This is a genomic window from Paracoccus sp. (in: a-proteobacteria) (assembly GCF_047605025.1).
Lineage (GTDB): Bacteria > Pseudomonadota > Alphaproteobacteria > Rhodobacterales > Rhodobacteraceae > Paracoccus.
The window spans coordinates 59185-72380 of record NZ_JASGGO010000003.1 but is presented as its reverse complement, the minus strand read 5'-3'; the positions used below and the strand labels follow the sequence as shown (position 1 = coordinate 72380).

Genomic DNA, 13196 nt, shown 5'->3' with positions numbered 1-13196 from the left:
CCTTTCACATTCATTTCCGCAGGCGATCACTCGCCCGGCTGCTCGACGCTTTCCGGCGCGATCAGGGCGGCGGCTGCCTCGGCTTCGGCGCGGCGGGCCTCGATCACCTCATTGTCGCGCTCGGTGGCGATACGGCGGACGCGGGCCGTGGCCCCGCCCGTCCCCGCCGGGATCAACCGGCCGACGATGACGTTCTCCTTCAGCCCGACCAGCTTGTCGCGCTTGCCCTGGACGGCGGCCTCGGTCAGCACGCGGGTCGTTTCCTGGAACGAGGCGGCCGAGATGAAGCTGCGGGTCTGCAAGCTGGCCTTGGTGATGCCCAGCAGCACCGGCTCGCCCTGGGCCGGACGGCCCCCCTTGGCTTCGATCTTGGCGTTCTCTTCCTCGAACTCGTCGCGGTCGACATGCTCGCCCTTCAGCAGCGTGGTGTCGCCGCTGTCCAGGATCTCGATCTTCTGAAGCATCTGGCGAACGATCACCTCGATATGCTTGTCGTTGATCTTCACGCCTTGCAGGCGATAGACATCCTGCACCTCGTCGATCAGGTAATCGGCCAAAGCCTCGATCCCCATGATGCGCAGGATGTCATGCGGCGCCGGGTTGCCGTCCATGATGTAGTCGCCCTTCTGCACGAAGTCGCCTTCCTGCACCGGGATGTGCTTGCCTTTCGGCACCATGTACTCGACCGGCTCCATGCCGTCCTGCGCCGGCTCGATGGTGATGCGGCGCTTGTTCTTGTAGTCCTTGCCGAAGCGCACATAGCCGTCGAGTTCGGCGATGATGGCGTGATCCTTGGGACGACGGGCCTCGAACAATTCCGCCACGCGGGGCAGACCCCCGGTGATGTCCTTGGTCTTGGCACCCTCGCGCGGGATCCGCGCCACCACGTCGCCGGCCTTGATCTCCTGCCCATCCTCGACCGACAGCACCGCATCCACCGACATAGGATAGGTGACGGGGTTGCCCTGCTCGTTGCGGACCGGCTCGCCATTGACATCGACAATGATGATCTCGGGCTTCAGCTCGTTGCCTTTCGGGGCCGAGCGCCAGTCCGTCACGATCTTCTGCGTCATGCCGGTCGCATCGTCGGTCTCATCGCGGACCGAGATCCCCGACAGCAGATCGACATATCGCGCGACACCGGCCTTCTCGGCGATGATCGGCAGGGTATAGGGGTCCCATTCGAACATCTTCTGGCCGCGCGCCACGGCATCGCCGTCACGCACGAACAGCTTCGAGCCGTAGAACAGCTTGTGGCTGGCCAGCACCTCGCCGGTGGACGACTTGATGTGAATCTGCATGTTGCGGCTCATCACGATCAGTTCGCCCGAGGCATTCTCAAGCGTGCTCTCGTTCTCATAGGCGATCACGCCCTCTTGCGAGGCGGCGATGAAGGACTGCTGACCACCCTGGGCGATGCCGCCGATGTGGAAGGTCCGCATCGTCAGCTGCGTGCCCGGCTCGCCGATCGATTGCGCGGCGATGATGCCCACCGCCTCGCCGATGTTGACCAGCGTGCCGCGCGCCAGGTCGCGACCATAGCACAGCGCGCAGATGCCATCCTCGGACTCGCAGGTCAGGGCCGAGCGGATGCGGACGGTCTGCACACCCGCCACCTCGATCTCATCGGCCTTGCGCTCGTCGATGATCTCGTTCTTGCGAACGATGACGACATCCTCGCCCGGAACCAGCACGTCCTCGGCCGCGGTGCGGCCCAGCACGCGTTCCGACAGCGGGCTGACCACCTCGCCGTCATTGACCGCCGCCGAAGCGGTGATCGCGTGATCCGTGCCGCAGTCATGCTCGCGGATGATGCAGTCCTGCGCCACGTCCACCAGACGCCGCGTCAGATAGCCCGAGTTCGCCGTCTTCAACGCGGTATCCGACAGACCCTTCCGGGCACCGTGGGTCGAGTTGAAGTATTCAAGAACGGTCAGGCCCTCCTTGAAGTTCGAGATGATCGGCGTCTCGATGATCTCGCCGTTCGGCTTGGCCATCAGGCCCCGCATCCCGCCAAGCTGCTTCATCTGGCTGACCGAGCCCCGCGCGCCCGAATGCGCCATCATGTAGACCGAGTTCGGCTCAAGTTCCGCGCCCTTCTCGTCCTTCTTGGTGGCCGAGATGGTCTTCATCATCGCGTCGGTCACCTTGTCGTTGCATTTCGACCAGGCGTCCACGACCTTGTTGTATTTCTCGCCCTGGGTGATCAGGCCGTCCAGATATTGCTGCTCGAAGGATTTCACCTGGTCCTGGGTCTCTTCAACCAGGGTCCATTTCGTCGGCGGCACGACCATGTCGTCCTTACCGAAGGAAATCCCGGCCTTGAACGCCTCGCGGAAGCCCAGGCCCATGATCTGGTCGCAGAAGATCACCGACTCTTTCTGGCCGCAATAGCGGTAGACGGTGTCGATGACGTTCTGGATGTCCTTCTTGCGCAGCAGGCGGTTCACCAGCTCGAAGGGCGCCTTCGCGTTCTTCGGCAGCAGCGCGCCCAGCCGCAGACGGCCCGGCGTGGTCTCAAAGCGCTTGATGACCTCGTTGCCGTTCTCGTCGATCTGCGGCAGGCGGGCCTTGATCCGGGCGTGCAGATGCACCGAACCCGAGGCCAGGGCATGCTCGACCTCTTCCAGGTTCGCGAAGGCCATGCCCTCGCCCTTCATGCCCTCGCGCTCCATGGTCGTGTAATACAGACCCAGAACCATGTCCTGCGACGGCACGATGATCGGCGCGCCGTTGGCGGGCGACAGCACGTTGTTCGTGGACATCATCAGGACGCGCGCCTCAAGCTGGGCTTCCAGCGAAAGGGGAACGTGAACGGCCATCTGGTCGCCGTCGAAATCGGCGTTGAAGGCCGAGCAGACCAGCGGATGAAGCTGGATCGCCTTGCCTTCGATCAGGATCGGCTCGAACGCCTGGATGCCCAGACGGTGCAGCGTCGGCGCGCGGTTCAGCAGCACGGGATGTTCGCGGATGACTTCATCCAGGATGTCCCAGACCTCGGGACGCTCTTTCTCGACCAGCTTCTTGGCCTGCTTGACGGTGCTGGAAAGCCCCTTGGCCTCAAGCCGCGAATAGATGAAGGGCTTGAACAGTTCCAAGGCCATCTTCTTCGGCAAGCCGCACTGATGCAGCTTCAGTTCCGGCCCGGTCACGATGACCGAGCGGCCCGAAAAGTCCACGCGCTTGCCCAGAAGGTTCTGGCGGAAGCGGCCCTGCTTGCCCTTCAGCATATCGGACAGCGATTTCAGCGGGCGCTTGTTGTTGCCCGTGATCACCCGCCCGCGACGGCCGTTGTCGAACAGCGCATCGACCGATTCCTGCAACATCCGCTTTTCGTTGCGCACGATGATATCGGGCGCGCGAAGCTCGATCAGGCGCTTCAGGCGGTTGTTGCGGTTGATGACGCGGCGATACAGGTCGTTCAGGTCCGAGGTCGCGAAACGGCCCCCGTCCAGCGGCACCAGCGGGCGCAGTTCCGGCGGGATGACCGGGATCACCGTCATCACCATCCATTCGGGACGGTTGCCCGATTCCAGGAAGGATTCGACGATCTTCAGCCGCTTGATGATCTTCTTGGGCTTCAGCTCGCCGGTGGCCTCTTTCAGCTCATCGCGAAGCTGTTCGGCGGTGGCGGCCAGGTCGATATTGGCCAGCATCGCGCGGATCGCCTCGGCGCCGATATCGGCGCTGAAAGCGTCGGCACCATACTGGTCCTGCGCGTCGAGGAATTCCTCCTCGGTCAGAAGCTGGCCATAGGTCAGATCGGTCAGACCCGGCTCGATGACGACATAGTTCTCGAAATACAGGATGCGTTCCAGATCGCGCAGCGTCATGTCCAGCATCAGGCCGATGCGCGAGGGCAGCGACTTGAGGAACCAGATATGTGCCACCGGGGCGGCCAGTTCGATATGGCCCATCCGCTCGCGCCGGACCTTTTGCAGCGTCACCTCGACGCCGCATTTCTCGCAGACCAGGCCGCGATATTTCATGCGCTTGTATTTGCCGCAAAGGCATTCGTAATCCTTGATCGGGCCAAAGATACGCGCGCAGAACAGACCGTCACGCTCGGGCTTGAACGTGCGGTAGTTGATGGTCTCGGGCTTCTTCACCTCGCCATAGGACCAGGCGAGGATTTCCTCGGGCGAGGCCAGCGAGATCTTGATTTCGTCGAACTGCCGCGGCGAGGCCAGCGGGTTCAGGGGGTTGTGAGCGAGTTCCTGGTTCATTTCCAAATCCTAATGAGGGGCGCGGGGAAGAGAAGCGAGGGCCTGCGCCCTCACTCGTCCTCCTCCGCATCCAGGAGTTCCATGTTGAGGCCCAGACCCCGGACCTCCTTGACCAGGACGTTGAACGATTCCGGCACGCCGGCCTCGAAATTGTCCTCGCCCTTGACGATGCTCTCATAGACCTTGGTGCGGCCCGCCACGTCGTCCGACTTGACCGTCAGCATCTCTTGCAGGGTATAGGCGGCGCCATAGGCTTCCAGGGCCCAGACCTCCATCTCACCCAGACGCTGACCACCGAACTGCGCCTTGCCGCCCAGCGGCTGCTGCGTGACAAGCGAGTAAGGCCCGGTCGAGCGCGCGTGCATCTTGTCGTCGACAAGGTGGTGCAGCTTCAGGACATATTTCATGCCCACGGTGACCTTGCGCGCGAACTGCTCGCCCGTGCGGCCGTCGAAGACCACCGACTGACCCGAGGTGTCGAAACCGGCACGCCGCAGCGCGTCGTTCACGTCCGCCTCCTTGGCGCCATCGAAGACCGGCGTCGAGATCGGAACGCCGCCGCGCACGGCATTGGCGTGCTCGACCAGCGTTTCGTCATCCATGTCCGAGAAGGTCTCGGCATAGAAATCGTCGCCATAGCCGTTCTTCATCGCATCGCGCACCGGGGCCATGTCGCCATTGCGGCGATAGTCCTGAAGCGCCTCGTCGATCTTGATGCCAAGGCCCCGCGAGGCCCAGCCCATATGCGTCTCAAGGATCTGGCCGACGTTCATCCGCGAGGGCACGCCCAGCGGGTTCAGCACCAGATCGACCGGCGTGCCGTCGGCCAGGAAGGGCATGTCCTCGATGGGAACCACCTTGGAGACGACGCCCTTGTTGCCGTGGCGGCCGGCCATCTTGTCGCCGGCTTGCAGCTTGCGCTTCACCGCGACGAAGACCTTGACCATCTTCATCACGCCCGGAGGCAGGTCATCGCCCTGGCGCACCTTCTCGACCTTGTCGTCGAAGCGGTTGTCCAGCGCGCGCTTGAGGCTGTCGAACTGCTGGTTCAGCGCCTCGACCTCTTTGGCGGTATCCTCGTCGGCGACGGCAAGCTGCCACCACTGGCCACGCGAAAGCTGGCCCAGAACCTCGTCATCGACCGAAACGCCGGCCTTGACGCCTTTCGGCCCCTTGACGACTTCCTTGCCCAGGATCAGCGATTTCAGCCGCGCATAGATGTTGCGCTCAAGGATGACCAGCTCGTCGTCCCGGTCGCGGGCCAGACGCTCGACTTCCTCGCGCTCGATCTGAAGCGCACGCTCGTCCTTGTCGACACCGTGGCGGTTGAAGACGCGAACCTCGACGATGGTGCCATAAGCGCCCGGCGGCAGGCGCAGCGAGGTGTCGCGCACGTCGCTGGCCTTTTCGCCGAAGATGGCGCGCAGCAGCTTTTCCTCGGGCGTCATCGGCGATTCACCCTTGGGGGTGATCTTGCCGACCAGGATGTCGCCCGGCCCCACTTCGGCGCCGATATAGACGATCCCCGCCTCGTCGAGATTGCGCAACGCCTCCTCGCCGACGTTCGGAATGTCGCGGGTGATCTCTTCCGGCCCCAGCTTGGTGTCGCGGGCCGCCACCTCGTATTCGTCGATATGGATCGAGGTGAACACGTCGTCGCGGTGGATCCGCTCCGAGATCAGGATCGAGTCCTCGTAGTTGTAGCCGTTCCAGGGCATGAAGGCCACGACCACGTTCCGGCCGATCGCCAGTTCGCCCTGATCGGTCGAGGGACCGTCAGCCACGACCTGACCCTTGACCACGCGGTCGCCCACCTTGACCAGCGGACGCTGGTTGATGGTCGAGGACTGGTTCGAGCGTTTGAACTTGCGCAGACGATAGATGTCCACGCCCGCGTCGCCCGCGCCCAGATCCTCGGTCGCCCGGATAACGATCCGCTGGGCGTCAACCTGGTCGATGATGCCGCCCCGGCGCGCCATGATGGCGGCGCCCGAGTCGCGCGCGACGGTCGCCTCCATCCCGGTGCCGACGAAGGGCGCCTCGGCCCGCAACAGCGGAACCGCCTGACGCTGCATGTTCGAACCCATCAGCGCGCGGTTGGCGTCGTCGTTCTCCAGGAAGGGGATCAGCGCCGCAGCGACCGAGACAAGCTGCTTCGGCGACACGTCGATCAGATCGACGGCATCCACCGGATTCAGCATGAAATCGCCCGCCTGCCGGGTCGAAACCAGTTCGTCCACGAACTTGCCGCCCTCGTCCAGAACGGCGTTCGCCTGGGCGATGGTGTGGCGCATTTCCTCGGTCGCGGACATGTAGACCACGTCATCGGTGACCTTGCCCTCGATGACCTTGCGATAGGGGGTCTCGATGAAGCCGTATTTGTTCACGCGGGCGAAGGTGGCCAGCGAGTTGATCAGGCCGATGTTCTGGCCCTCGGGCGTCTCGATCGGGCACATCCGGCCGTAATGGGTCGGGTGAACGTCGCGCACCTCGAAGCCCGCGCGCTCGCGGGTCAGACCGCCCGGCCCAAGCGCCGAGAGACGGCGCTTGTGCGTGACTTCCGAAAGCGGGTTGGTCTGGTCCATGAACTGCGACAGTTGCGAGGAGCCGAAGAACTCGCGCACCGCGGCCGCCGCGGGCTTGGCGTTGATCAGATCCTGCGGCATCACGGTGTCGATCTCGACCCCCGACATGCGCTCGCGGATCGCGCGCTCCATGCGCAGCAGGCCGATGCGATACTGGTTCTCCATCAGTTCGCCGACCGAACGGACGCGGCGGTTGCCCAGGTGGTCGATGTCGTCGATCTCGCCCTTGCCGTCGCGCAGTTCCACCAAGCCCCGGATACAGGCGATGATGTCCTCGTAACGCAGGGTGCGCTGGGTGTCCGGCGCATCCAGGTTCAGGCGCATGTTCATCTTGACCCGGCCCACGGCCGAAAGATCGTAACGCTCGCCGTCGAAAAACAGGCTGTCGAACAGGGTCGAGGCGGCTTCGACTGTCGGCGGCTCGCCCGGACGCATGACCCGGTAGATGTCCATCAGGGCACCTTCGCGGTTCAAGTTCTTGTCGGCCGCCATGGTATTGCGGATATAGGGGCCGACATTCACATGGTCGATGTCCAGGATCGGAATTTCCTCGACGCCATTGTCCAGCAGAACCTTCAGCAGCCCGCCCGAGATTTCGCCGTCGCGGTCGTATTCGACGGTGATCTCGTCGCCGGCCTCGGCATAGATCAACCCGTTCCGCTCGTTGATGATGTCTTTCGCGACGAAGCGGCCGATGATCTTGTCGAAGGGCAGCAGCAGGCTGATATCGCCCTTCTCGGTCAATTGCTTGACCAGGCGCGGCGTCACCTTCTCGCCGGCCTTGGTGATGACCTCGCCGGTCTCGGCGTTCACCAGGTCATAGGACGGGCGGGTGCCGCGCACGCGCTCGGGGAAGAAGCGCGTGATCCAGCCGGCTTCCTTACCCTTCGAGGCGCGTTGCAACTGATAGTCCACGGTGTCGTAGAAGGCATCCATGATGCCCTCCTGATCCATGCCAAGCGCATAAAGCAGTGTCGTCACCGGCAGCTTGCGGCGGCGGTCGATGCGCGCGAAGACCAGATCCTTGGCGTCGAATTCGAAATCCAGCCACGAGCCGCGATAGGGAATGATCCGGCAGGCGAACAGCAGCTTGCCCGAGCTATGCGTCTTGCCCCGGTCATGGTCGAAGAACACGCCGGGCGAGCGGTGCATCTGGCTGACGACGACGCGCTCGGTCCCGTTCACGATGAACGTGCCGTTCTGCGTCATCAGGGGCATGTCGCCCATGTAGACATCCTGCTCCTTGATGTCCTTGACCGATTTCGCGCCGGTCGTCTCATCAATATCGAACACGATCAGGCGCAGCGTGACCTTCAGGGGCGCGGCATAGGTCATGTCGCGCGCCTGGCATTCGTCCACGTCGTATTTCGGCTTCTCCAACTCGTATTTCACGAATTCGAGCGTCGCGGTCTCGTTGAAGTCCTTGATCGGGAATACCGACTGGAAGACGCCCTGAATGCCTTCGCCATCCTGATGGCCTGCGGCCTCGCCCGACCGCAGGAACAGGTCATAGGACGATTTCTGAACCTCGATGAGGTTCGGCATCTCAAGAACTTCGCGGATATTGCCATAGTAACGCCGGATGCGTTTCTGGCCGACATAAGCTTGCGCCATAGAGGGTCTTACCTTTCGTCTTTCGCGTGCGGCGGTCGTCGGGGCCCGACCGGCGCAAGGCGGCGAATGAGGGATGGGGTCCAATTCGTGCCGCCCGTCCCACCGCGCGGCTCCCGAACCCCGAACATGCCCTGAAGGAAGGTCTGCACCAGCGTCGCGCCGGGAAACCGCCCTTCAAGACAGGTTCGGCAGGGACCGGGAAAGACCCGGACCCTGCCTGTTTCTTCCGAAATCAATCGGCGCGCACCATCTGGTGCAGGCCCGATTACTTCAGCTCGACCTTGGCGCCAGCGGCTTCGAGCTTTTTCTTGATTTCTTCGGCGTCGGCTTTCGAAGCGCCTTCCTTGACCTTGCCACCGGCTTCAACCAGGTCCTTGGCTTCTTTCAGGCCCAGGCCGGTGATGCCGCGCACTTCCTTGATCACGTTGATCTTGTTGGCGCCGGCGTCGGTCAGAACGACGTCGAATTCGGTTTTCTCTTCGACGGCTTCGGCGGCGGCGGCCGGGCCGGCAACCACAACGGCGCCACCGGCGGCCGGTTCGATGCCGTATTCGTCTTTCAGGATGGTTTTCAGTTCCTGGGCTTCCAGCAGGGTCAGGCCCACGATTTGTTCGGCGAGTTGTTTCAGGTCAGCCATTTTTCCGTTCTTTCCATTAAGTGTTCCAACGTCGGGGTTTCATCCCCAAGACGGGATCGGGATTGCCTCAGGCAGCCTCGCGCTCTTCCAGAGTCGAGAGGATGCCCGCGATGTTGGAAGCAGGTGCGCCAATCGCGCCCGCGATGTTGGAAGCAGGGGCACCGATGCAGGACACGATCTGAGCGATAAGCTCTTCACGCGACGGCATCTGAGCCACGGCTTTCACACCGGCCGGGTCAAGCGCCGTGTCGCCCATCGCACCGCCCAGGATCACGAACTTGTCGTTCCCCTTGGCGTATTTGTCCGCGACCTTGGCCGCAGCCACAGGATCCTCGGAGAAGGCGAGCACGGTCATGCCCGTCAGATAGTCGGCGATGCTGGCGCAAGGCTTTCCATCCAGGGCGATCTTGGCGAGCCTGTTCTTGGCAACGCGGACGGACCCACCAGCTTCGCGCATCTGCGCGCGCAGGTCCTGCATTTCGGCAACCGTCATCCCCTCGTAGTGGGCAACCACCACGACGCCAGAGGCTTCGAAGATTTGGCCGAGTTCCTCGACCAACTGCTCTTTCTGCGCTCTATCCACGGTTTCACTCCAAGTATGGGGGTTTCCCCCCGGCTCTCACTTTCCTGTCGCTCGAACAGCGGCAGGAATGGGTCCGTGACGGTCCAAGATCCCCCGAAGAAGCTTCGGAAAATGGTCTTGATCCCATCTCAGGAAGGAAATTAAGCCGGTTCCCCGGCACCCTCCGTCTCGGACAGGACGGGGCATTCGCCCCGCCATCCGCCGGCCTCCCAAGGGATGCCGGCGAAATTCTTGCCGCTTATTGCGCGGCGGCCGAAGCCAGGTCCAGCGACACGCCCGGACCCATGGTCGAGCTGATCGAGACCTTCTTGACATAGGTGCCCTTCGCGCCCGAGGGCTTCGCGCGGGTCACCGCATCGACGAAAGCGCGGATGTTCTCGGCCAGCTTGACCTCGTCGAACGAAACCTTGCCGACGCCGGCATGGACCACGCCCGCCTTCTCGGCCTTGAACTGAACCTCACCACCCTTGGCAGCTTCCACGGCCGATTTCACGTCCATGGTCACGGTGCCGACCTTGGGGTTCGGCATCAGGTTGCGCGGACCCAGGATCTTGCCCAGACGGCCGACCAGCGGCATCATGTCGGGGGTGGCGATGCAGCGGTCGAATTCGATCTTGCCCGACTGGATGGTCTCCATCAGGTCTTCCGCACCGACGATCTCGGCACCGGCGGCCTTGGCTTCGTCAGCCTTGGGGCCACGGGCGAAAACGGCGACACGGACATGCTTGCCGGTGCCATTGGGCAGGGTCACGACGCCGCGGACCATCTGGTCGGCATGGCGCGGATCGACGCCCAGGTTCATCGCGATCTCGACGGTCTCGTCGAATTTCGCCTTGACGTTGGCTTTCACCAGCGCGACGGCGGCCTCGACGGTCAGGTTCGACTTGCCTTCGAAGGCAGCGCGGGCGGCGGCTTTGTTCTTGGAAACTTTTGCCATGACTTAGCCTTTCACCTCGATGCCGATGGAACGGGCCGAGCCGAGGATGATCTGCATCGCGGCCTCGACATCGTTCGCGGACAGATCCTTCATCTTGGCTTCAGCGATCTCGCGCACCTGCTTGGCGGTCACGGTGCCGGCGACGGTGCGGCCAGGCTTGTCCGAACCCTTGGCGCGGTTACGCTTGCCGACCGGCTTCAGGCCAGCGGCCTTCTTCAGCAGAAACGAGGCCGGCGAGGTCTTGGTTTCGAACGAAAAGGACTTGTCGGCGAAATAGGTGATCACGACCGGAACGGGCGAACCCGGTTCCATTTCCTGCGTGCGAGCGTTGAACTCTTTGCAGAACGCCATGATGTTGATCCCGCGCTGACCCAGGGCCGGGCCGACGGGCGGGGACGGGTTCGCTTGACCCGCCTTGATTTGCAGCTTGAGGCTGCCGATAACTTTCTTGGCCATCTGGCCCTCTCCTTATCATCACACCCCAGGCGGGGCCGACTTAGCGGTGCGGCGTCACGCCTCCCGCGAACGATCACGCCGTCTTGGCGACCTGCGTGAATTCCAGTTCGACCGGCGTCGGCCGGCCAAAGATCGAGACGGTGACCTTGATACGGCTCGAAATCTCGTCCACTTCCTCGACCATGCCCGAGAAACCCTCGAAAGGCCCATCGGTCACGTTCACCTTCTCACCCACGTCGAAGCGGATCAGGTTGCGCGGCGCGACCTCCGCCCCGCCCTCGCCGGTCCGGTGCAGGATGGCGTTCACCTCGTCGTCACGCATCGGCATGGGCTTGCCTTGCGCGCCCAGAAAGCCCGTCACCCGGTTGATCGAATTGACCAAGTGATAGGTCCGGTCCGACAGGTCCATACGCACCAGCACATAACCCGGCATGAAACGGCGCTCGGAAGTGACCTTCTTGCCGCGACGGATCTCGATCACCTCCTCGGTGGGGACCAGGACCTCATCGATCTGCTCTTCCAGGTTTTTCTCGACAGCCGCCTGACGAATCGCCTCGGCGACCTTCTTTTCAAAGTTCGACAGGACGCTGACCGAATACCAACGCTTTGCCATGTCTCGATCGACCCCTGTTTCTTCTGGCCTGGTCAGCGCCAAACCCTTGAATTCCCATCCCACCCAGGGCCGCGCGCGGATCCGTGATCGGCTTGCGGCCAAATTGAAATCGGCGCGCACGAGCGAATCGTTGCACGCCGCTGACCTGAGCAGGTCGGGCGGACATACCGCCCCCGACCATCTATTGCAAGCCCTTAGCTGCCGATCAGCCCCAACAGCCCCGCCAAGCCGCTCTTGATCGCCAGATCCACCAGGAAGAAAATGATCGAGGCCAGCGCCGCCATGACGAACACCATGATCGTGGTCGTGATGACCTCGCGACGGGTGGGCCAGGCGATCTTGCCGAGTTCGGCGCGCACCTGACTGATGAACTGGACGGGGTTGGCCATGGGTGATCCCTTCGGTCTTGCAGCGCGTCAGATAGACCGCAAATCCCGGCAATTCAAGCCGCGAATCCGCGCCCGGCGTTCAGGGGCGCAGAAATTCGACCTTGGGCAGGCGTTCGATCCGGGCAATCTCGACTGCATAGGCGGCGGCGGATCGCGCCCGCGCAGCCTCGTCCAGCAATCGCAGCGGCGCATGCCCCTCGGCACGCGGGAACCGCTTGCGGGCCTTGCGCGCCAGAATGCGCAGGTCCGCCCCGGCATCGGCCGTGGCGCGGCGCAGGAACCAGTCATAGCCCGCCTGGGTCATGCTTTCATTCGATGGCGGCGGATCCGGCACCCGCTCGGCCAGTCCCGAAGGCAGCATCCGCAGCAGCAGCCGGGACCGCAGCGCGGGATAATCCTCGAAGCGCCAGATCACCAGCCGCGCCACCCCCTCGATGCCCGTCAGGCGCTTGACCAGCCCCGACCAGCCGACACGGGCCGGATCACGCCCCTGAAGAAAGGCGGGAAACTCGGTTTCATTGCCCAGGCTCAGTTGCAGCGCGAAGGCCGAGACGTTGAAACTCGCCGGATCGCGCAGTGCCAGAAACAGCGTCGACGGTCCCCCGCCGCAGATCTGGATCGCCTGGCCCGCACGGCGCACTGCGAAGGGATAGATCAGGCCGCGCCGGGAAAACAGCGACCCGCGCCGGGTTCCGCCCAGGATGTTCTCCTCGGTCAGCAGAAGATGCGGCGCATCGCCCCGCGCCTGGGCCAGCAGGTCGCGGCACCGGGCCTGCGCCGGACAGCCCGCCCCCCCGGCCAGCGCATCGCTCAGCGGCAGCGCCGCCGCCTCTTCGCGCAGCATTGACGGCTCGGCCAGGAACAGCCCGCCCATGCGCAGATCGTCGCGCGCCAGGCGCAGGGACAATTGCAGATGGGTCGAGGCGGTCTTATGCGCGCCCAGATGGATCGAAACGGACATGAGGGAAAGGCTGGTCTCCGGTTTCTTGCCGCATCAGCATGCGACGGGCCGGAATTCGCGACTGGCAGGGGTTGGGGGACTCGAACCCACGACCCTCGGTTTTGGAGACCGATGCTCTACCAACTGAGCTAAACCCCTAAGCCGCGCTGCTGCTTACGGCAGGCACGGCCAAGGTGCAAGAGCGAAGTTTCCAAG

9 protein-coding genes and 1 tRNA gene are annotated in these 13196 nt (G+C 63.4%); all 10 read right to left on the bottom strand.

Features of this window, described 5'->3' with window-relative positions; translation table 11 throughout:
- Positions 1-26 precede the first annotated feature (26 nt).
- Positions 27-4226 carry a DNA-directed RNA polymerase subunit beta' gene (gene rpoC / locus QM682_RS03145; RefSeq protein ID WP_415127008.1) on the bottom strand — a complete coding sequence of 1400 codons (4200 nt, stop codon included), beginning with the start codon at positions 4224-4226 and terminating at the stop codon, positions 27-29.
- A 50-nt stretch (positions 4227-4276) separates the two neighbouring features.
- Positions 4277-8425 (bottom strand): DNA-directed RNA polymerase subunit beta, encoded by a 4149-nt coding sequence (gene rpoB / locus QM682_RS03140; protein ID WP_415127006.1) that lies wholly within the window; start codon positions 8423-8425, stop codon positions 4277-4279.
- A 265-nt stretch (positions 8426-8690) separates the two neighbouring features.
- Complete coding sequence (gene rplL / locus QM682_RS03135) at positions 8691-9062, bottom strand: 50S ribosomal protein L7/L12 (RefSeq protein ID WP_415127004.1); 372 nt, start codon at positions 9060-9062, stop codon at positions 8691-8693.
- Between the two features lie 67 nt (positions 9063-9129).
- Positions 9130-9645 carry a 50S ribosomal protein L10 gene (rplJ, locus tag QM682_RS03130; protein WP_415127002.1) on the bottom strand — a complete coding sequence of 172 codons (516 nt, stop codon included), beginning with the start codon at positions 9643-9645 and terminating at the stop codon, positions 9130-9132.
- 238 nt (positions 9646-9883) lie between these two features.
- Positions 9884-10582, bottom strand: a complete 699-nt coding sequence (rplA, locus tag QM682_RS03125) for a 50S ribosomal protein L1 (RefSeq protein ID WP_415127000.1) — start codon at positions 10580-10582, stop codon at positions 9884-9886.
- A gap of 3 nt (positions 10583-10585) precedes the next feature.
- Positions 10586-11038, bottom strand: coding sequence for a 50S ribosomal protein L11 (gene rplK / locus QM682_RS03120; protein WP_415126998.1), 453 nt, complete (start codon positions 11036-11038; stop codon positions 10586-10588).
- Between the two features lie 73 nt (positions 11039-11111).
- Positions 11112-11651, bottom strand: coding sequence for a transcription termination/antitermination protein NusG (nusG, locus tag QM682_RS03115; protein ID WP_415126996.1), 540 nt, complete (start codon positions 11649-11651; stop codon positions 11112-11114).
- A 194-nt stretch (positions 11652-11845) separates the two neighbouring features.
- Positions 11846-12040, bottom strand: coding sequence for a preprotein translocase subunit SecE (gene secE, locus QM682_RS03110; RefSeq protein WP_415126994.1), 195 nt, complete (start codon positions 12038-12040; stop codon positions 11846-11848).
- 79 nt (positions 12041-12119) lie between these two features.
- On the bottom strand, positions 12120-13001 hold the full coding sequence (locus QM682_RS03105) for a hypothetical protein (RefSeq protein ID WP_415126992.1): 882 nt from the start codon (positions 12999-13001) through the stop codon (positions 12120-12122).
- 62 nt (positions 13002-13063) lie between these two features.
- Positions 13064-13139 (bottom strand) — tRNA-Trp (locus tag QM682_RS03100).
- Positions 13140-13196 lie beyond the last annotated feature (57 nt).